Origin of the sequence: Phenylobacterium sp. RIFCSPHIGHO2_01_FULL_69_31 (assembly GCF_001824475.1) — a bacterium.
Classification (GTDB): Bacteria; Pseudomonadota; Alphaproteobacteria; order Caulobacterales; family Caulobacteraceae; genus Phenylobacterium.
In genome coordinates this window covers 21993-41219 of record NZ_MHXN01000045.1, presented here as the reverse complement: position 1 = coordinate 41219, position 19227 = coordinate 21993, and the positions used below count along the sequence as shown (strand labels likewise).

General features: G+C 66.8%; 18 protein-coding genes. 8 read left to right on the top strand and 10 right to left on the bottom strand.

Annotation, left to right across the window (positions count from 1 at the left end):
- The first annotated feature begins 182 nt into the window (after window positions 1-182).
- From A2790_RS22370 to A2790_RS22350, 5 genes are all read left to right on the top strand, one after another.
- Window positions 183-1385, top strand: coding sequence for a polysaccharide pyruvyl transferase family protein (locus A2790_RS22370; RefSeq protein WP_293396665.1), 1203 nt, complete (start codon window positions 183-185; stop codon window positions 1383-1385).
- A gap of 73 nt (window positions 1386-1458) precedes the next feature.
- Window positions 1459-2499, top strand: coding sequence for a glycosyltransferase (locus A2790_RS22365; protein WP_293396662.1), 1041 nt, complete (start codon window positions 1459-1461; stop codon window positions 2497-2499).
- 222 nt (window positions 2500-2721) lie between these two features.
- A complete protein-coding gene (locus tag A2790_RS22360; protein WP_293396659.1) occupies window positions 2722-3894 on the top strand; it encodes a glycosyltransferase family 4 protein in 1173 nt (390 codons plus the stop codon).
- Window positions 3888-4808, top strand: coding sequence for a class I SAM-dependent methyltransferase (locus A2790_RS22355; protein ID WP_363081510.1), 921 nt, complete (start codon window positions 3888-3890; stop codon window positions 4806-4808). The genes A2790_RS22360 and A2790_RS22355 overlap by 7 nt, the downstream gene beginning before the upstream one ends.
- 137 nt (window positions 4809-4945) lie before the next feature.
- A complete protein-coding gene (locus tag A2790_RS22350; protein ID WP_293396657.1) occupies window positions 4946-5554 on the top strand; it encodes an FxDxF family PEP-CTERM protein in 609 nt (202 codons plus the stop codon).
- A 71-nt stretch (window positions 5555-5625) separates the two neighbouring features.
- On the opposite strand, the gene A2790_RS22345 is transcribed toward A2790_RS22350, so the two are convergent.
- The 9 genes from A2790_RS22345 to A2790_RS22305 form a co-directional block, all read right to left on the bottom strand.
- Window positions 5626-5964: a PilZ domain-containing protein gene (locus tag A2790_RS22345; RefSeq protein WP_293396654.1), complete on the bottom strand. Its 339-nt coding sequence runs from the start codon at window positions 5962-5964 to the stop codon at window positions 5626-5628.
- Between the two features lie 81 nt (window positions 5965-6045).
- Window positions 6046-7026, bottom strand: coding sequence for a P-type DNA transfer ATPase VirB11 (virB11, locus tag A2790_RS22340; protein WP_293396651.1), 981 nt, complete (start codon window positions 7024-7026; stop codon window positions 6046-6048).
- Window positions 7023-8099 (bottom strand): type IV secretion system protein VirB10, encoded by a 1077-nt coding sequence (virB10, locus tag A2790_RS22335; RefSeq protein WP_293396648.1) that lies wholly within the window; start codon window positions 8097-8099, stop codon window positions 7023-7025. The genes virB11 and virB10 overlap by 4 nt, the downstream gene beginning before the upstream one ends.
- Window positions 8084-8842, bottom strand: a complete 759-nt coding sequence (locus A2790_RS22330; RefSeq protein WP_293396645.1) for a TrbG/VirB9 family P-type conjugative transfer protein — start codon at window positions 8840-8842, stop codon at window positions 8084-8086. Before A2790_RS22330 ends, virB10 begins: the two co-directional genes overlap by 16 nt.
- Entirely contained in the window at window positions 8839-10005 is a 1167-nt protein-coding gene (locus A2790_RS22325) for a type IV secretion system protein (protein WP_293396642.1), read from the bottom strand. Before A2790_RS22325 ends, A2790_RS22330 begins: the two co-directional genes overlap by 4 nt.
- A gap of 61 nt (window positions 10006-10066) precedes the next feature.
- On the bottom strand, window positions 10067-12466 hold the full coding sequence (locus A2790_RS22320; protein ID WP_293396639.1) for a VirB4 family type IV secretion system protein: 2400 nt from the start codon (window positions 12464-12466) through the stop codon (window positions 10067-10069).
- Window positions 12463-12747: a type IV secretion system protein VirB3 gene (locus A2790_RS22315; RefSeq protein WP_293396636.1), complete on the bottom strand. Its 285-nt coding sequence runs from the start codon at window positions 12745-12747 to the stop codon at window positions 12463-12465. The genes A2790_RS22320 and A2790_RS22315 overlap by 4 nt, the downstream gene beginning before the upstream one ends.
- Before the next feature lie 3 nt (window positions 12748-12750).
- Window positions 12751-13053 (bottom strand): TrbC/VirB2 family protein, encoded by a 303-nt coding sequence (locus A2790_RS22310; RefSeq protein ID WP_363081505.1) that lies wholly within the window; start codon window positions 13051-13053, stop codon window positions 12751-12753.
- 5 nt (window positions 13054-13058) lie between these two features.
- A complete protein-coding gene (locus tag A2790_RS22305) occupies window positions 13059-13610 on the bottom strand; it encodes a lytic transglycosylase domain-containing protein (RefSeq protein WP_293396630.1) in 552 nt (183 codons plus the stop codon).
- A gap of 311 nt (window positions 13611-13921) precedes the next feature.
- Here A2790_RS22305 and A2790_RS22300 point away from each other — a divergent pair, with 311 nt between their 5' ends.
- Window positions 13922-15397: a hypothetical protein gene (locus A2790_RS22300; protein WP_293396627.1), complete on the top strand. Its 1476-nt coding sequence runs from the start codon at window positions 13922-13924 to the stop codon at window positions 15395-15397.
- Between the two features lie 65 nt (window positions 15398-15462).
- Entirely contained in the window at window positions 15463-18078 is a 2616-nt protein-coding gene (locus tag A2790_RS22295) for a TonB-dependent receptor plug domain-containing protein (protein ID WP_293396624.1), read from the top strand.
- Between the two features lie 62 nt (window positions 18079-18140).
- On the opposite strand, the gene A2790_RS22290 is transcribed toward A2790_RS22295, so the two are convergent.
- On the bottom strand, window positions 18141-18698 hold the full coding sequence (locus A2790_RS22290; protein WP_293396621.1) for a hypothetical protein: 558 nt from the start codon (window positions 18696-18698) through the stop codon (window positions 18141-18143).
- A gap of 247 nt (window positions 18699-18945) precedes the next feature.
- Here A2790_RS22290 and A2790_RS22285 point away from each other — a divergent pair, with 247 nt between their 5' ends.
- Window positions 18946-19227, top strand: coding sequence for a hypothetical protein (locus A2790_RS22285; protein ID WP_293396618.1), 282 nt, complete (start codon window positions 18946-18948; stop codon window positions 19225-19227).

Sequence of the window (19227 nt, the reverse complement as noted above, 5' to 3'; positions counted from 1 at the left end):
ACCAGCTATAGACAAATGACCGCCCGATCCAGCATCCCACCTTTTGGCGACGATCAGCGAAAAAATGCTCCGTTCACCATTGCGCCGCAAAACGGCTAGACGGTAGCGGATCGGATGGTTGGGCCGCTACGATCCGACCCGCGCGGTCCGACCGCGTCGTGTGAATCCATAAGGAGTTTCGGTTGAGCGGCCGCGAGATCAGGATCGGACTACTGTGGCATTCGGCGGCGGCGGGGAACCTCGGAGTAGGCGCCCTAACGTTAGGCAACCTCATTAGCGCGCGTTCCGTCGCCACGGACCTTGGCCTGACGCCGCGCTTCACGATCATCCAGCCGGTTACCGATGTACCCGACCAGAAGCGCCTCGCCGATGACGTCGAGGTCTTCGATATTACAGGGCGGTCGATGGTTACCCCCTCCAGGTACCTAGCGCTGCTTCGACGACTGGACTGCATCCTCGATATCGGTGCAGGCGACAGTTTCGCTGACATTTACGGCCCGAAGCGCTTCGCCTACCTGCTGTACACAAAGGAGGCGGCGTACGCTTGCGGCGTCCCCTTGCTCTTCAGTCCGCAAACGATCGGCCCCTTTACACGGGAGCCCTATCGGGCTTTGGCGGGGCACGCGATGCGCAGGGCGTTTGCGGTCATCGCCCGCGACCCGGAATCCTACGCGGCGGTTCGCCGAATATCGCCGAAGGCCCGGGTCATCCAATCCATCGATGTGGCGTTTCGACTGCCGTACGAGGTCCCTGCACGTCCAACCTCAGGGACGGTCGAAGTCGGGGTCAACATATCGGGTCTCTTATATAATGGCGGGTACTCGGGCGGGAACGAGTTCGGGCTGCAGATCGACTACCCGCAGCTGATGCGTTCTTTCATCAGGAAGATTGGGGAGCGCCCCGGCGTCCGCGTTCATCTGATCTGCCATGTGAATTCCAACAAGATGCCGGTCGACGACGATGGACGCGTCGCCGACACGCTTGCGGCGGAGTTTCCGGGGGTCGTGCGCGCGCCTACCTTTGAGAATCCGTCAGACGCCAAGTCGTACATTGCTGGCTTGGACTTCCTGGTGGCCGGCCGCATGCATGCTTGCATAGCTGCGTATTCCGCCGGCGTGCCGGTCGTTCCGATAGCGTACAGTCGGAAGTTCTCCGGCCTTTTCGGCGGAGTGTTAGGCTATCCACACCAAGTCCCGGTCTCGGGGCTAAGCACCGACGAGGCTCTCAACTTCCTCTTGGCGAAGTTCGATGCGCGCTCGGAACTCGCGAAGGACGTAGTTGCTGGCCAGGCTGTCGTTCAGGCCGGGTTGGAAGCCTATGACGCGGAACTTCGCCGTCTATTCCGGAGCGTATTAGCCGGGCGGGGGCAGGGAATTGGTGCGTGAACGAACGCGTCGGGTGGCGATGGGCGCGTGTTACGCCCGCGGCGTCGGCTTATAGCGAATAGGCAGGGACCAGGTGAAGATCTCCGTCGTCATGGCGACCTACAATGGCGCGCAGTTCATCGAGCAGCAGCTTGAGAGTCTGCTGGCGCAGACTCTGGCTCCTTTCGAGCTCATCCTCGCCGACGATGTTTCCGACGATGGAACGCTCGACATCGCGGGCCGGGTGCTTGCCGACGCTCCCTTCCCAGTCGACATCTACGAAAACCCTCAGCGCCTAGGATATGCCGACAACTTCCTGCATGCGGCGGAGAAGGCTCGGGGCGACTACATCGCCTTCTGCGATCAGGACGACGTGTGGCTGCCCAATAAACTCGAGGTGCTGGCCGACTGGGTCGAAAAATTCCCCTCCGTGTCATTGTGGATCCACCGCGGGAAGGTCGTTGACGTCGATTTGAAACCCCTAGAGGCGTTTCATCCGAACATCGCGGCGACAGTAGTCCAATTGCCACGGACAGGGCGCCTGACGGATCGGCCGCCCGGGTTCGCCATGTGCCTTGATCGCCGACTGTTGACCAACTTCAACTGGCGTGAGCGTCCCCAGGATCTCCAGTTTCCGGGGAGCAGATCCAAGCACGATACCTGGATTGCGACGCTGGCGGACACTATCGGAGGAATTCGCTACGCGACTGACGTGTTGGTGCTGTACCGACGCCACGGGAAGAATTTTTCAGCGTTTCGAAAAGGTAGCAATCTTTCGCGCCGCCTCGGCCAACTCCGAGACGCATTCCGGCCGCCGAGGCGCGAAGGCATCGCGACACTGCTCGAAGGCCTAAAGCAGCATGCGGAGTATTTCGAGGCCGCGGTCGACACGAGGCCGGAAGATGAGGAAGTGCTTCTGCAGCAGGCGCTGCGTTACAGGAACGCTGCGGAAACGGCACGACGGCGGCTTGCGCTATTGGATGCCGGCGGCGCGCGATCTGTGAGCATTCTCTTTGGTGGCTTGCGTGACGGGCGATATCGACAGGACGGTCGGATGGACAAACGCGCTCTTGTGCAGGATGTCGTGACCACGCTGCGCAACCTGTGCCGATTGGAATCTCGTGGTGAACGCTGACGCAGCGGCCGACGCCTCAACGCGCCTCAACGAAGCGTTCTCGCCATCGATCATGACCGAAGCGCAGGTTGGTCAGGCAGTCGGTGCAGCAGAATTGACCCGGATCGATCGAAGTGGAAGCGCGTCGTTGGGCTGTAAGACTTCGCATTTGAGTCATCAGACGCGGTTGGCTAACGGTTGCATTAAACGCGATGCGGGGCTGGTTAGCAGCGGGAGTAGCTTATGAAGGTCGCCTTCGTCGCGATCGGGGACCCGCATGATCGAAGCATCTGGGCCGGAACGCCGCACTACGCGTTGCGCGAGATGAGCCGCCGCCTGCCAGATCTCCACGTGATAGATACTCGGCGGATCGATGCGGTGTTGCTTGGCTTGAATCGAATCACCCGCCGCATCGGGTGGGACATTGCACGCGAGCCGATTTTCACTCGATTGTACGCAAGCCTCGTGCAGCGTGCGCTGAGGCATATCGATCCGGACGTAGTGCTATCGATTGGCGCGTCCAACAAGCTTGCTGACACTCAGTCTTCGTGGCCAATCGTACACGTTTCCGATGCGCTATTTGAGACGATTACGAGCTATTACCGGAAGTACCATCGGATTTCGGATCGGTCTCGACGACTAGGAAATAGATTGCAGCAAAGACTCATAGATCGATGCAATGCCATTCTATTGATGTCCGACTGGGCCAAGGATTCGGCCGAAGAATTCTATAGTGTCGAGAGTGGACTTATTAGTGTGGTCCCCATCGGGGCGAATCTCGACGTTGATCCTGGCGTTGAAATTTTGAACTCAAAGAAGGACAAGCTTCGCCTGCTCTTTGTTGGCATCGCGTGGGATCGCAAGGGCGGGCCCCTACTTCTGGAGGTCTTCCGGCATATCAGGGCGGTCGTTCAGGATGCGGAGCTTCATATCGCCGGATGTTCGCCGCCAGAAGCGCAGGGGCTTCCGGGAGTCCTGGTTCATGGGTACCTGAAGAAGGCTGACCCTGCGCAACGTGCCGTGTTGGAGCGCCTCTACCGCGACGCTTCAATATTCGCGATGCTGAGCCTCGAAGAGGCCTTTGGGCTCGTCTATTGCGAAGCAGCGGCGTACGGCCTCCCGGCAGCGGCGCTTCGCACGGGAGGCGTTTCCACGATCGTGAAGGACGAGCGTACGGGCCTCCTTTTCGATCCGAACGAGGATCCTCGGATCATCGCCAAGCGCATCGTAGATTTGTGGTTCGCGCCCCATCAGTACGATGCGATGCGCGCGGCGGCCCGCCACGAGTTCGAGAGCCGTCTCAATTGGTCAATCTGGGGCGATGCCGTCGAAAGGGAGCTCAGGGCGGCGGCAAGACGCGGCGCGGGAGAGAGCGACCTCGACCCCAGGCCAGCACAGCAGTCTGGGATATGCTGACGGCTAGGCGGTGCATCCTTTGTGACGCGCAAGCCGTGGTGTTCCTGACGGATCGCCCGGACTACGAACACGGCGTTCCGACCCAGCTTACGTACTTTCGCTGCAGAAGGTGTGAGCTTGTGTTCGCATCGCCAGTTCCCAGTGAACTGCTGGCGGGATTCTACAGTACCTATTACACGCACATGCCCACGGCGAAGCAGTCCAGCCGCCGTGTTCTTTGGGCCTTGCTACAGCAGCTGTCTGCTAAGCCCGATAGAAATCTAAGCTTCGCAAGTCTAAGCGTGCCCCAGACGGCGCGGATTCTAGACTACGGTTGTGGATCTGGGCTCTTCCTGCGTAGCCTTGTTGAGCGCGGATATACGCATTTGTCCGCCTACGATTTCGATCCAGAAGCCGTTGCCCATCTTCGGGATGTCCGAATTTTTGATGACCCAAGTAAGATTGAGGGCGAGATTTTTGATGTTATCACCCTCAATCACGTTATCGAGCATCTCGAAGATCCGGTGGGGACAGTATCGCGGCTTTTATCGACGCTGAGCGCGGAAGGGTTTCTATACATTCGTACACCCAACACAGCTTCACTTCTCGCGAAAACAATGAAGGGGGCCTGGCGTGGCTGGGAGACGCCTCGCCATCTTTTCGTTTTTAACAGCGCGAACCTACGTATGACGCTGGAGCGGGGCGGGGGGGCGGTAACCTCTCTCGCTACCTCCAATGACCTATATCCCACCATGATGGCCGCGTCCTTCAGCAATCTCCTGGGGCGCAGTGCCGGCAGATGGGCGAGCCGGATCTGTTACGTTCCAGCCTCCTGGATCGCGCGAGTGGCCCATGTGTTCAGAGCTGACAGCGGAGAGGAACTCGTCGCCGTTGTCACGAAGGGTTCGACCGGTCACGAGTCGGCTCGCATCTGAAGGATGGCCGAGGTCGGCGGGTCCATCCGCATGATGACACCATTTCTGTTTCTACTCGCCCTATAGGCGAGCCGCGGAGACGCGCGTCGCGACGTCCCCTATGGTGAACGCTCGGTAAATTAAAGGGTGCTACCTTTATGAGTTCCTATACCAAACTTGCGATGGCTGCTGCAGTCGCCCTTTCGGTTGCAGGCTTCAGCTCTTCAGCGAACGCTACCACGGTGATCGACAACTGGACGAATGTGCCTAACCAGCCGGTCACGCTGACCTTCAGCGACAACAAGATCAGCGACCCGACCGGCGCTGGCGTCTACGTTAACGGCGCCGACGCTAGCGACGGCACGTCCTACCATGAATGGGACGGCACGAACTTCACCGACACCTTCAACTTCGCGCTGCCGAGCGGCACCGTCGGGTTCAACCTGAGCTCGGTGAGCTTTGTCGCGCTCAGCGGCCTGAACTTCACCAGCGTGACGTTCAACGGCATCGCCCTGACGCTGACGCAGGTTCCGAACACCTTCGTCTGGAACGCCTTCACCACCAGCCCGCTCCCGGTGGTTCAAGGCGGTCCGCAAGTCCTCGTGGTAAAGGGCAATGGCGGTGTCAACGCCTCATGGAGTGGCACGGGCGCCTTCGCGCCCGCAGCGGTTCCCGAGCCTGGCACTTGGGCGCTGATGATCATGGGCTTCGGCGGCGCCGGCGCTGCGATTCGTTCGCGGCGTCGGGCGATCGCGACGGTCGCCTGATACAGAAGGCGTATCGATGGAAGAGCCGTCGCCCTTATGGGGCGGCGGCTCATTGATGTTTCCGATAGCCCCTAACGCAGCGCCAGCCAGGCGGTGCGGACTGGCTCCAGCCTCGCCGGGACGGGCTGTTCCAGGTTGTGCTTCACTTCGAAGGCCATGCCGGCCAGGTCGCCCCGGCGCCACTTCAGGACCACCTCGAAGGCCATGCCGGCCTGAAAGTGGATCAGGATGAAGCGGGGCGGGACCTTGTGGAGATGCGAGAGTTCGATCTTGGCGCCGCTGTCGCTCATGTCCTTGATCATGCAGTCGGCCCAGATCGCCAGCTTGTCGCCGTGCATGATCCGGCCCCGCGCATTGATGGATACGCGCGGTTCGGCCCGTCGGTCGAGGAAGGCTCGGGCGTTGGTCATCCGAATACCTAGCCATGGAAAGGGCTTAAAAGTCTTACGACGGACTTGGTTAGCGCTGCGGCCCGTCGACGCGGACACAAGCTAGCGCGGCCGGAACAGGACTTCACTCACGCGACGCGAGCCGTCCACGCGGTCCAGTTGCACCACCACGTCGATGACGCGGCCGACGTAGGTCTGCACCTTTTCCCATCCGAGGTCGACGCCGGAGGTCAGGGCCAGGAGCGCGATCTGGTCCAGGGCGCCGGCCGGGCTGTCGGCGTGGATGGTGGTCAGCGAGCCCGGATGGCCGCTGTTCACGGCGCGCAGGAAGGCGAACGCCTCCTTGCCGCGCAGTTCCCCCAACAGGATCCGGTCGGGCCGCAGGCGGAGCGAGGCGGCCAGCAGGGCGTCGGCGTCGACCTTGGCTTCGCCCAGTTCGCCGCGGACGGCGACCAGGCCGACGCTGTTGGCGTGGTCGAGGCGGACTTCCGGCGCGTCCTCGATGACCACCAGGCGCTCCTCGCGGTCGATCTCCTTGACGAGGGCGTTCAGCAGGGTGGTCTTGCCGCTGCCCGTGCCGCCGGAAATGACGATGGTCTTGCGGCGGCGGACCGCGGTCTTGAGGAAGGTCTGCAGGTCGCCGGACTCGAGCATGGCCTCGAGTTCGGCGTCGGCCTCGCGGGCCTTGGCGGGGTCGGTGCGGTGGGCGGCGTCGAACAGGCCGTCGCGGGCCAGGTCGCCAACGCTGAGGTCGGAGATGCGGTGCTTGCGCACCGCCATGGCCAGGCCGCCGCGGGTGGCGGGTGGCGCGACCACCTGGACCCGGGCGCCGTCGGGCAGGGTGGCGGACAGCAGCGGTTGCTCGCGGTTGACGCCCTGGTGGCTGGCCGCGGCGATCTGCCGGGCCAGGCGCTGCAGCGCCATTTCGTTCAGCTCGTCCGCCGGCTCGCGGCACATGGCGCCGTCGGTGGTCTCGACCCAGATTTCGCCGGGGCGGTTGATCAGCACATCGGTGACGTCAGGCCGCGAGAGCCAGGGGGCCAGCGGCGCCAGATAGGCCGAGAGGTAGACGTTGGCGTTCATCGGACCACCGACGAGAAGTCGAGGTCGCGCGCCACGGAGACCTGGACCGGCACCCCCTGGGCCACCTTGATCGTGTCGGGGATGTCCATCTGCTTCTGAAGCGCGATGGCGGCGGGATTGGAGCTCTGCCCGCTGCCGCCGAGCACCAGGGTGGTGCTGTCGCCGTTGCTGGCGCTGTTGGCCAGCGCCTGGCCGCCGGCGCTGATGGCGGTGAGCAGGATCGAGGCGCCGAACCGGCGGACGAAGTGGGTGTCGACGTCGCCATCCAGGCCGCCGCGGCCCAGCCGGTCGGTGGCAGGCGAGCCGACGTCGATGGTGACGCCTGTCGGGGTGATGATCCGCGACCAGACCACGAAGGCGCGGGTCTGGCCGACGGCGGCCGAGCTCTTGTACTGGCCGACCAGGCGCGAGCCGCGCGGGATCAGCACCCGGCTGCCGTCGAAGCTGCGCACGTCGCGGCTGACCACCGCGCGCACGGCGCCCGGCAGGTCGGAATTGATGGCGGTCTCGAGAACGGCGGGAATCACGGCGCCCTGCGGGATCGTTCGCCCCAGGTCGCGCATCTGGCTGGCCCGCGCGGTGTCGCCCAGGCCCCGGGTCACGCCGGCGGCGAAGCGCTCGTCGGCCGACTGGCGCACATCGTTGGCGGGCGTCGGCGCGCCGGCGGCCTGGGCCAGCTGAACCGCCTCGCCGGCGGGGGCTGAGTTGCTGAAGTCGACCACGACGGTCGGCGCCCGCCAGTGGGCCTGCTCCGGATCGGTCGGGGGCGCGACGGACTGCTGGACCATGGGCGCCGGCGCGGCCATGGCGGGCGCGGGGGGCGGAGGCGGCGGCGCAGGCGCGGGCTGGGCCGCCACCGTTGCGGGCGCCTGGGCCTGCGTCGTCTGGGCCTTGGCCTCACGGCCACTCGACAGGCCATTGAACACGAACACGCCCAGGACGGCGGCGCCGGCCAGGCCGGCCCATACGGTCCAGGGCGAGTCGGGCGCCTGCACCTGGGGGCGGGCGCCGCGGGCGAACACCGGGCTGAGCTCGGCGGGAGTCTGGTCCTTGGGCTTCATCGACGCCACCACGGGTCCCTCTTGCGCTGCCGGAGCGCGCTGGCCTCCTCGATACGGAAGCCGTCGTTGTAGATGCGGGTGACCTCGCTGCCGCGTCGCAGCACGAAGCCGCGGGCGATGCGGTCGACCACCACATAGTTGTCCCGCTCGCGGGTGTTCACCACCGCCTCGCCACCGTCGGGGTCGACGGCGAAGATCGCCGGCAGATCCTCGGTTTCGCGGAACGCGAAATAGGTGTCCTGGCCGTCGTCGAAGACCTTCACCGGGAGCGTCTTGGCCGAGCCCTCGTAGGAATAGGCGGCGTTGCGCTCGACCGGCGGCGGCGGCGGCGGAGGCGGGGCCACATAGGCGACCACCGGCGGCGCATAGAGGAAGCGGACGCTGAACGGCGCCGAGCGGGCCGCAGCGCGCGGGCGCAGGCCCAGCTCGAAGTTGTAGCGGCGCAGGTTGGTGATCACCGTCATGTTCGTGGGCGGCCGCTGGGACATCGGCTTCAGGAACAGGAGGTTGGCGCGGCGGTTCGGCGTCACCTGCCAGCCGAGGGAATCGCCGATGGCGACGTTCTCGATCTTCTCGGCTGGGTCGAACTCGACGGAAAGCTGGTAGCCCAGGGCGACCCGAAGTTCGACGACCGCCTCCGGATCGTACTCGACGACGTGGATGCGCGGGTCGCCGGGCCCTGGGTGCGGCACGACGGCCAGGGCCGGGCCGGCGACGAGGGCGAGGCTGATGGCGAGGGCGGATAAGCGGATCATCGGGGAGCTCCCGCGCGGCGCGCGGTGAAGGCGGGGCGGCGATAGGCGTCGCCGAGGTGGCGGGTCTCGTCGATCGTGACCGAGACCTGGCGGGTGGAGGCGGCCGAGGCTGCCGCCGCCGCCGCGGCGGTGGCCGAGCGGCTGCGTTCGGACGCCTGGGCGCGGTCGCGCTGCAGGTCGAAGGCCAGTCGTTCGGCCCGGGAGGGCAGGGGCGTGACCGCGACGGCCGCGCCCTGCGGCGCACGGGCGGGCTCGGCGCCGCGGCTGCGATCTGCGCCCTGGGTCGGCAGGCGGAAGCCCATGGCCATGACGCAAGCGCCGATCACCAGGGCGGCCTGGCCGGCGGCGAAGACGAAGACCAGGGCCGAGGCGCTCATGGCCGTCTGCGGCTCCAGGCGCTGCGCGATCCGCTGCTCCGCCAGGACCGCGACCCAGGGATCCAGCACCGCAAGCATCAGCACGATCAGCAGCCAGGCCACCAGGGGGACGAGGGCGGCGGCGGCGAGCGCGCGCACCCAGCCGACGAACAGGCCGCGGGTCGCCGGGATCAGGGCCAGGGCTATGAAGATCGGGCCGACCGCCGTCAGCACCCCGATCGCCAGGGTGGCGGCGGAGATCACGCCAGCGCTGGTCAGGAAGATGATGCCCGAAGCCGCGGCGGTAGCCTCGGCGGCGGCGGCCTGCGGGCTCGAGTAGCCCTTGGCGTTGGGGCCGGCGATCTTGCCGTAGGCGGCGCCTGTCTCGCTGAACTCGGCGTAGGCGGCCTGAAGGCCGTCGACGGGGCTCGCCGCGAGGCTGGAGCTGGCGTCCTGCATGGGCGCCGAGACCAGGGCGGCGATCTCCACCGGCGCGCGGTCGGCGACGTCGAACACCAGGGCCTGGAAGGTGGACCAGCTGGTCACCAGGGCAAGGATCGCGCCGATCTTCAACGCGATGCCCGGCGCGTCGGAGAGGCGCATCGACCCTTGCGCGAACATCAGCCGGTAGCCCACCAGCGCTACATAGATGGTCAGGAGGGCGGTCAGCGCCGTCTGGAACACCGGCGAGCCCGATGTCAGGGCCTCGTACCCGCTCTGGGCATAGACGCGCGTCTGGCAGTCCACCGTGGCGAGAACGCCGCGGATCAGGCCGTCATCGACCAGGGTGGCGCAGGCGCCGCTCATCCGGCTTCGCTCCTGGCGGAGCTGCGAAGGGCAAGTCCTGCGAGGCCTTGGCGATGCCGGATCATGCCGCACTCCGCCCTTTGCGGTCGCGTTCCTCCATGAAGGCCGGCAGCCAGGCGGCGGGCTCGTCGCCCACCTGCTGCCGCAGGGCGTCGAGGCGGCGCACCGCGCGCTCGGTGCCGGCCAGCACCGCCAGTTCGCCGGAGAGGCCGGTGAGGTCGAGGCGCGCCACGACGCTGTGGTCGCCGCGCTTGATCAGGAAGCAGCGGGAGGTGTCGGGCAGGCTGCGCACCAGCTCGAACTCATGCTCGGTCAGGCCGAAGCCGTCGACATAGTCCGACGCCTTGGCGCGGGCGTTGGGGAAGAAGATCTGCGTGGCGGCCTGCTCGATGATCGCCGAGGCGATGCGGCTGTCCAGGGCGTCGGACGCCGACTGGGTGCAGAAGCCCACCAGGCCGTTGCGCTTCCGGATGGTCTTTTCCCAGTCCTTGATGCGGCGGATGAACACCGGGTCGTCCAGGACCTTCCAGCCCTCGTCGACGATGAACATGGCCGGATCGCCGTCCAGCCGCTGCTCCAGCCGGTGGAACAGGTACATCATGGCCGGCACGCGGATCGTGGGCGCGTCCAGCACTTTGGTCATGTCGAAGCCCAGGATCCGGGTCTCGATGTCGAGCAGGTCGTCGGCGTTGTCGAACAGCCAGGCGTGGTCCCCGCCCTCGCACCAGGCCGACAGGCGCGAGGCCAGGTCGCCGGCGTGCGGGCGGCGCGCGCCGCGGAACAGCTCGCGCAGATAGCGCAGCCGGCGATGGCCGGGGGGCTGGGCGAAGTTGGCGTCGATCGCATCGGCGATCATGGCCCGGTCCTCGGAGTCCAGCGTCTCGCCTTCGGCGGTGAGAAGCTGGGCGACCCATTCGGCCAGGAAGGCGCGGTTGCCGGGAGTGTCGGGCAGGGCCAGCGGGTTGAAACCCGTGGGCTCGCCGGGGGAGATCACGTCGTAGCGCCCGCCGATGGCGCGGATGAAGGGCTCGGCGCCGCGGTCCTTGTCGAAATAGGCGATCCGCGGCTTCAGGCGTTCGGCCTGGGCCAGCAGGAAGGTGAGCAGCACCGTCTTGCCGGAACCCGACGGCCCAATGACCGTGAAGTTGCCCAGGTCGCCGTTGTGGAAGTTGAAGTGGTAGGGGCCGAAGGCGGTGGTCTCGAGCACCGCGATGGCCGGACCCCAGTGATTGCCCTCGGCCTGGCCGGTGGGGTGGTTATGGAAGCTGGCGAGGCCGGCGAAATTGCCCGCCGATATCATCGCCTTGCGCGAGATGTATTTGAAGTTGGCAGGGAACTGGGCCCAGAAGGCCGGCTCCAGATTCACGTCCTCGCGCACCGCCACCGCGCCCATCTCGGCGAGGGCGGACTGGATGTCGGCGACGCCGGAGTCCAGTTCGTCCAGCGTCTCGGCCTTGGCCAGGATCGTGAGGTGGTGTTCGCCATAGGCCGCGCGGCCGGCGCCCACGTCGTCGCGGGCCTGGGCCAGCTCGCCGCGCAGGCTGAAGGCGTCGTCCTCGGCCGCCTTCAGACGGCGCAGGGCCAGCCCCATGCGGTCGAGGGCCACCTGCCGGTCGACGAAAGCGAAGCTCTCGGTGAGCACCATCTCCATCGGCAGGCGCAGCACCCCGTCCAGCAGACCGGGCACCGTGCGGGCCGGATAGTCCTTCATGGAGACCATGGCGCCGAACGTGGGTCCCTCGGGCCCGCCGCCGAACTCCATGGCGTCCAGGCCGAAGCTGAGGCGGCGCGCGGCGATGGCGTTGGACAGGTCGCCCGTGGGCGCCAGCACCGGCCGCAGCTCGCCGTTCAGGATCAGGCTGAGGAACTCCGCCGGCTCCGAGCGCTGGGCGCCGCCGCCGGCCGTGTAGAGGCCGAGGGTCCGTGCGCCGTAGGGCGCCAGGGCCGCGGCGAAGGCCTCGCGCGTGGCGTGCAGGTCGCGCAGGTCACGGGCGCTGTCGACCTCGCGATTGCGCGAGCCCTTCATCAGGCGTTCGAGGAAGCCGGCGCCGCCCTGGGTCGGCCGCATCACCAGCGTCAGGAAGATGTCGTTTACGTAGAGCCGGCGGCTGGCCAGCTGCTCGCGCCAGTGGGCGTCCAGGTTGGCGCAGAAGGGCTCTTCCGGCGCAGGCGGGAAGGCGGGCGTCACCCGGCGCCGGACCACATGATGATAGACCGCCAGCCGCGAGCTGGCCGCGCCGCGCAGCACCGTCTCCCGTATGGCCTTGCGGTAGTTCAGCTCGTCATCGGGCGCGGTTTCGAACGGGAATCCCGCCAGGTGCAGGGTCTGGACCAGCAGCCCGTCGCGTGTGCGCAGGGTTACATCGTCGGCATGGCCCAGGTACGGCAGGCGCGAGCCTACCGCCACTTCCCGGGGCGCCAGCACCTTGGCCGCGCTGGTGGTGAGGAACGCTCCGCTCATGGCCGGTAAGAATTCCCTCGCCAGAAGCTGTGGTTTCGCACCCGGGGACAGGTGGAGAGCTTAGTCACCCAGAGATCGAAGAAGCGCGGCTCGCGCAGGGATCCGACATAGCCGATGGCGTGCAGGACCGCCGCGATCAGCAGCGCCCAGAAGGAGCGGGTGATCAGGAACGCCTCGGCCGTCACGATCAGGTTGAGCACCGCGAACGGATAGGTGACGCCGCCGATCATCTGGGGCCGGGTGAGGGCCGAGAAGACAGGGTCGGAGGCGAGGCGGCTCATGGCCTACATCCCCCCGGCGAGCGAGCGGATGCCCGCCACGATGGTGACGGCGCCGAAGATGATGAAGATGCCGACGAGTACGACGATGCCACGACGCCAGTCGAAGCGTCCCGTGAGCATCAGGTAGCCGATGAGGGCCACGGCGATGACCGCCGCGGTGGTCGCCAGGTTGCCGAGCAGCGTGCCCTGCACCCAGTTGAGCGCGGCCAGCAACGGCGAGGAGCCGGCGGGGTCGCCCTGGGCCTGGGCGTGGGCCGGGGCGGCGGCGAGGGCTGCCAGGGCAGCGAGCGGGGCAATCTTGTTCATGGGCCTCACTGTGCGCCGGCGCCGAGGGCCGAGACGGCCGCCAGGCGCGCCATGATGGCGCGGACATAGGATTGGGTTTCCGCGTAGGGCGGGACGCCGCCGTAACGTTCGACCGCCTTCGGCCCGGCGTTGTAGGCGGCCAGCGCCAGCTTCACGTCGCCGAAGCGACGGAGCTGCTGGGCGAGGTAGGCCGCGCCGCCGTCGATGTTGCCTTTGAGGTCCGAGGGGTCCACGCCGAGGTCGCTAGCGGTTGTCGGTAACAGTTGCATGACACCGCGCGCGCCTTTTGACGAAACCGCCGCATGATTGAAACGCGACTCCTGCCAGGCCACCGCCTCGACGATGGTCGCGGGCACCGCGTGGCGCGCCGAGGACTCCTGGATCAGCCGGATGACGTCTTCGGGCGGGGCGCGGACAAGCGGCGCGGGCTCGGGCGGCGCGATCGCCGCGACCCCATCGCTGCTGTGGACGGCAGGGCCGGCATAGGTCGTCACTGCGCCATCGTCCCCGATGGAGAGCACCTGCGCCGACGCCTCGGCGGAGGCGGCCAGAACCAACGCCAGCGCTGCAGCGAACGCACGGGGCGCCGTACTCGTGCCTGACATTCTCAAGCCCCCAGAACCGAGCCTTCAACCTAGCCCATCCGACTGTCACGCGGCCAGACCACAATGTCGCGGCGACCGTCCAGCCACGGTTCTATGACAACGAAGGCCAGGGGGCGTCTGCGCTGCAATGAGCCTGTCACAAGTGTGTCCGGGAGATGTCACGCCGGGCGCCTAAGAACGGGCCGGGCAGGCGGGGGTAGGCTCCGGGGGATGGCTTCGATCGGAGCCCCGCGTGCAAGCACATGCGTCTCGCGGAGATCAAAATGACCGGCGCCAAGCTCAAGACCCTCCTTCTTTGCTCGCTGGGCGCGTTCGCCCTGGCCGGCTGCGGCGGAGCCGACAACGTCGCTTCGCCGGGCGAGGGCGCGTTCCCGCCCAACAACGGCGGCGGCACGGGAAACAACGGCGGCACCGGCACCCTGCCTCCGGGCACCCCGGCGGCGGATTGCCCGACGGGCTTCGCCAACGTCGGCACGGTCGCGAACGGCACGCTGCGCGCCTGCCAGCTGCCGCAGAAGATCACCGGCGCCCTGCTGGTCCCGCTGCGCGCCGGCACGATCTACGCGATCAGCGGCCGGGTGGACGTGGGCGATGACCGCGGCGCCGATCCGAACAACCCGAAGGCCGGCACGGTTCAGTCGGTCCTGACCATCGAGGCGGGCGTGCGCCTCTACGGCTCGGGCGGCCTCGACTACATCAACGTGCAGCGCGGAAACCAGATCTTCGCCGAAGGCACCGCCAGCAACCCGATCGTCTTCACCAGCCGCTCGAATGTCGACGGCAACTCGGGCGCCGACCTGATCGGCCAGTGGGGCGGCATCGTGATCGCCGGCCGTGCGCCGATCGCCAGCTGCCCGGCCGGCACGACCCCGCCGAACATCAACTGCGTGGCCACCTTTGAGGGCGGCGTGTCGCTCTACGGCGGCAACAGCCCGGCCGACAATTCCGGCCGCCTCCGCTACATCCAGATCCGCTATCCCGGCTTCGAGATCCAGCCGAACCGCGAGCTGAACGGCCTGACCCTCCTGGGCGTCGGATCTGCGACCACGATCGACCACATCCAGGTCCACAACAGCTCCGACGACGGCATCGAGTTCTTCGGCGGCACGGTGAACCTGAAGCACGTGGTCATCACCGGCGCCGACGACGACAGCCTGGACACCGACGAAGGTTGGCGCGGCGGCATCCAGTTCGCCGTCCTGCGCCAGCGTGCGAACGGCGGCGACCGCGTGTTCGAAGAAAGCTCGGCGGGCGTGCAGGCTTCGCTGAACTCCCAGCCCAAGATCGCCAACTACACCGCCATCGGCTCCGGCCGCACCGGCGCGGGTGACATCCAGGTGCTGAACACGGGCACTGGCGGCCGCTTCATCAACGGCATTCACACTTCGGCGAACACGGCCACGGCCTGCCTCGACGTCGACGACACCTCCACCGTCGCCGCCGCCCCGCGCTGGGACTCGGTGGTGCTGGCCTGCTCGACCGCCTTCCGCAACGACAGCGGCGTCGATGGCGCCGGCGCGGCGGCCCTGTTCAATGCGGGGACGAACAACTCGTCGACCCACACCTCGACCCTCAGCGGGTTCGTGAACGGCTCCAACGAGGCGGGCCGCGTCGCGACCGACCCGAAGACCATCTACTCGTTCTTCGACACCGTGACCTACATCGGCGCCGTTCGCGACGCGAACGACACCTGGTGGAGCGGCTGGACCTGCGGCCTGGCCACCGGAAGCAGCTGCTGAGCCGGCAGGGCGGGGCTTCGGTCCCGCCCCCTTCGCGTCCGTCGAACTCCTGAAGGCCACCTGACATGATGAAGCTTACCCGCCCGGTCACCGGGCTGCTCCTGGGCGCCACGGCCCTTACCGCGCCTGGCTTCGCCTGGGCCCAGGCCGCGCGGCCCAGCGCCCCGCCTGCCGCCGAAACCGAGGTCGACGAGGTTCTCGTCCGCGGCAAGTTCATCCCGGAGGTCATGCGCGAGACCTCGGAAGTGGCCTCGATCGTCACCGCAGAGGATCTGGTCCGCCAGGGTGACGACACCGCGGCCCAGGCGCTGACCCGCCTGGCGGGCCTCAGCGTCGTCAGCGGCCGGTTCGTCTACGTCCGTGGCCTGGGTGAACGCTATTCGTCCGCGCTGCTGAACGGCTCGCCGCTGCCCAGCCCGGAGCCCCTGCAGCGCGTGGTCCCGCTGGACCTGTTCCCCTCCAACGTCTTGGCCGGCGTGACGGTCCAGAAGACGTATTCGGTGAACTATCCCGGCGAGTTCGGGGGCGGCCTGATCGACCTCAAGACCGTCGGTGTGCCGGATCGTCCGTTCATCTCCATGGGCGTCAGCCTGGGCATGAACGACAAGACGACGCTCAAGCGCGGCCTGACCTACGACGGCGGCGGCGACAGCGATTCCTTCGGCGTCGACGACGGCACCCGGGAGCTTCCGCTGCTGATTCGCCGCGGGATCGAGACCGGCAAGCGCATCGACGCGACCAATTTTTCGTCCGACGAGCTGACGGCCATGGGCCGCAGCTTCCAGAACGCCAACATCAACCTGCTGCAGTCGACGAACGACATCCCGATCAACGGCAGTCTCGACCTGGCCGCGGGCACATCCTGGAATCTCGACTGGGGCCGCATCGGCGTCGTCGCGGTCGGCGGCTACGACAACAGCTGGTCGACCCGCAACGCCATCCAGCAGGAGGGGGTCGTGAACCTCGACGGCCTCTCCGTGCAGGAGGATCTGGCCTCGGATTCCACGCAGAACGACATCGTCCTGAACGCGCTCACGCAGGTCGCCCTCGAGCTGGACAATCACACCTTCAAGTGGACGAACCTCTACGTCCGCAATGTCACCAAGGAAGCCCGCTCTGTGGCCGGCGAGAGCGCCCGCGCCAGCAACTTCATTCGCGACGACTACACCGCCTGGTACCAGCGCGAGCTGATCGACACCCAGCTGACCGGCGAGCACGAGATCGGCGACAACCTCACCATCTCCTGGCGCGGCTCCTACGCCCGCACCGAGCGGGACGTGCCCTACGAGCGGCAGATCCGTTATCGGCGCGTGAACGGCGAGTACCTGCACAACCCGCAGCTCGACGCCAACTTCATCCGCTTCAGCGAACTTGAGGACAAGACCTCGGGCGCTGGCGTCGACTTCGCCTATCGCTTGGACAATCCCTATGTCGCCGACCTCACGCTGACGGGCGGCTACGCGTGGTCTGACAACGAGCGGATCTCCGACTCGCGGGTGTTCCGCTTCACGATGAACTCGACGCCGGACCTGAACTTCCAGCGCCAGCGGGTCGACTTCCTCTACTCGGACTACAACATCGGGCCGAGCGGCCTGATCCTGCGGGAAGTCACCGGTTCGGACGGGGCGGCAGCCTACACGGCCAGCCTGATCACCCACGGCGTGTACCTGCAGGCCGAAGGCGAAATATTCCCCGCTGTCCGCGCCACGGTCGGCGCGCGCTTCGAGAGCGGCAAGCAGGATGTGAGGGCGATCGACCTGTTCTCGCCGACGCCTCTGGAGGGCCGCACGCTGAAGAACGACTACCTGCTGCCCGCCGGCACGGTGACCTGGAACTTCGGCGAGGATCAGCAGCTGCGCTTCGGCGCCTCGAAGACCATCGCCCGGCCGCAGTTCCGCGAACAGGCGCCGCAGCTCTACCTGGACCCCGAGTCCGACCGCACCTTCATCGGCAACCCGTTCCTGTTCGACAGCGAGATCGTCAATCTCGACGCCCGGTACGAGCGCTACTTCGACCGCGGGCAGTTCGCCACGTTCGGGCTGTTCTACAAGGACATCGACAAGCCGATCGAGTCGGTGGTGAACGAGTCGGGCTCCGGCCTTCAGCAGAGCTTCCTGAATGCACCCAAGGCGGTCGTCTACGGCGCCGAGGCCGAGTTCAAGAAGTACTTCGAGTTCGAGACCGGCAACGCATGGATGGATGGCGTCCGCTGGCTGGTGGCGGCGAACTACACCTTCACCAAGTCGGAGGTGAAGGTCGGCGCCGGCGACGTGGTTTATCCGCGTACGAACCTGGGCCAGCCTGCGCCGGCGTTGAACTTCGTCTTGGACGGCAGCCGCCTCCAGGGCCAGTCCAAGCACCTGGCCAATGCCCAATTCGGGTTCGAGAGCCTCGACGGCGCGACGCAGGCCACCTTCCTGCTCAACTACGCCAGCAAGCGGACCACGGCGCGGGGCCAGGCCGGAGCGCCCGACTTCGAACAGGATCCGGGCGTGCTGCTGGACTTCACGTTCCGCCAGAAGTTCGAGGCCTGGGGCCACGAGTTCACCGCCGGCTTCGAAGCCCGCAACCTGCTGGGCGAGGCGTTCGACGAGTTCCAGAAGCGCGGCGGCGACGAGATCAAGCTGAACAACTACGACCTCGGTCGCAGCTTCTCGATCAGCCTGAGCGCGCGTCTATAGGGGAGACTCCGGGCGGCCCCTCCGCGGCCGCCCGAGACAGCTCCGTTTCGAAATCCTGAGTTTCAGGCCTCCGCTTCGAGGTCGGGCGATGCGGCGTGCTGGCTGCGCAGCAGTCGCGCCACCTCGTTCGGCGTCAGGCGGAAGAGCAGACCGATCGCCCGCATCGAGTGACCCCGCCGGTGCATGTCGCGGGCGAACTTGAGCTGGTGTTGCGTCAGCGGGCCGGCATCCGCGGACCCGCGCCGGCGGCGGCCGGCCTCCCGGGCCGGGCGGCGCATCTCATGGTCGGCCAGGAGGGCCAGCACACGGGGGATCGCACCCTCCGGCGCCAGGACCTCGACGCGGGATCCGCCGACGATTCGGAGGGTGACACCCGTCTCGAAGAATCGGCGGAGCAGCTTGGCAAGCTCACCCGTGGTGGCGTCGAGGGCTTCCAGGCCATGGATCAGGACTTCGTCCCCCCGCTTCAGTCCGATCAGGACATTCATCAGGTTGCGGCGCGGCGGACTGGCCGCGGGCCCGTCTTCGAGCACGACGTCGCAGCCGATCGTCTCCACGAGCCGTCGCTGCACGCTCGGCGGCGGAAGTTCCGGTGACGCTCGGACAACGCCGTACCGCATGCAGCGGCTCTCCTCCCGCGCAGACGATCCGCAGGAGCTCCTGGCGTCGTCCTCCATCAGCAATCAGGCGAGTATCTGGCGCCGGGGCGACAGTTCGATGAAGCGTCGGCAAGGAGTCGATGACATCGATACCTCCGCAAGAAGGCGCCGATTGTCGCGGCGGCGTCGTAAAACTTTTGCATACTGCTGTTAAGGAGTAGGGTTTGCCTCCAAGAGCGGCGTTCAGCCGCCTTACGGAGGAACATCGATGCGGATGATCATCTGCGCGGCCGTCCTGTCGGCCCTTGCGGCCGGACCGGCCGTTTCCAGCGAAAACGTGAAGGCCACCAACACCTCGGCCGACGCCGGACGGACCGTCTACATTTGCGACAACTCGGCGATGACCCGCCGGGCGTTCGCGCGCGAGTTCGGCAAGGCCGAGTTCGTGAAGGCGGAGGCGGCGGTGGTGAAAGGCGAGCGCTGGGCGGCGCCGAAATGCATGACGGCGCGGGAAGCCCGGCGCCTGAAGCAGCTCGCCAGCCTGGACTAG

What these genes read in the sequence shown, in the direction of transcription:
- A2790_RS22360 (WP_293396659.1), top strand. Translation starts at nt 2,722, where the DNA reads ATGAAGGTCGCCTTCGTCGCGATCGGGGACCCGCATGATCGAAGCATC.
- A2790_RS22355 (WP_363081510.1), top strand. Translation starts at nt 3,888, where the DNA reads ATGCTGACGGCTAGGCGGTGCATCCTTTGTGACGCGCAAGCCGTGGTG.
- A2790_RS22350 (WP_293396657.1), top strand. Translation starts at nt 4,946, where the DNA reads ATGAGTTCCTATACCAAACTTGCGATGGCTGCTGCAGTCGCCCTTTCG.
- A2790_RS22345 (WP_293396654.1), bottom strand. Translation starts at nt 5,964, where the DNA reads ATGACCAACGCCCGAGCCTTCCTCGACCGACGGGCCGAACCGCGCGTA.
- virB11 (WP_293396651.1), bottom strand. Translation starts at nt 7,026, where the DNA reads ATGAACGCCAACGTCTACCTCTCGGCCTATCTGGCGCCGCTGGCCCCC.
- A2790_RS22330 (WP_293396645.1), bottom strand. Translation starts at nt 8,842, where the DNA reads ATGATCCGCTTATCCGCCCTCGCCATCAGCCTCGCCCTCGTCGCCGGC.
- A2790_RS22325 (WP_293396642.1), bottom strand. Translation starts at nt 10,005, where the DNA reads ATGAGCGGCGCCTGCGCCACCCTGGTCGATGACGGCCTGATCCGCGGC.
- A2790_RS22320 (WP_293396639.1), bottom strand. Translation starts at nt 12,466, where the DNA reads ATGAGCGGAGCGTTCCTCACCACCAGCGCGGCCAAGGTGCTGGCGCCC.
- A2790_RS22315 (WP_293396636.1), bottom strand. Translation starts at nt 12,747, where the DNA reads ATGAGCCGCCTCGCCTCCGACCCTGTCTTCTCGGCCCTCACCCGGCCC.
- A2790_RS22310 (WP_363081505.1), bottom strand. Translation starts at nt 13,053, where the DNA reads ATGAACAAGATTGCCCCGCTCGCTGCCCTGGCAGCCCTCGCCGCCGCC.
- A2790_RS22300 (WP_293396627.1), top strand. Translation starts at nt 13,922, where the DNA reads ATGACCGGCGCCAAGCTCAAGACCCTCCTTCTTTGCTCGCTGGGCGCG.
- A2790_RS22295 (WP_293396624.1), top strand. Translation starts at nt 15,463, where the DNA reads ATGATGAAGCTTACCCGCCCGGTCACCGGGCTGCTCCTGGGCGCCACG.
- A2790_RS22290 (WP_293396621.1), bottom strand. Translation starts at nt 18,698, where the DNA reads ATGCGGTACGGCGTTGTCCGAGCGTCACCGGAACTTCCGCCGCCGAGC.
- A2790_RS22285 (WP_293396618.1), top strand. Translation starts at nt 18,946, where the DNA reads ATGCGGATGATCATCTGCGCGGCCGTCCTGTCGGCCCTTGCGGCCGGA.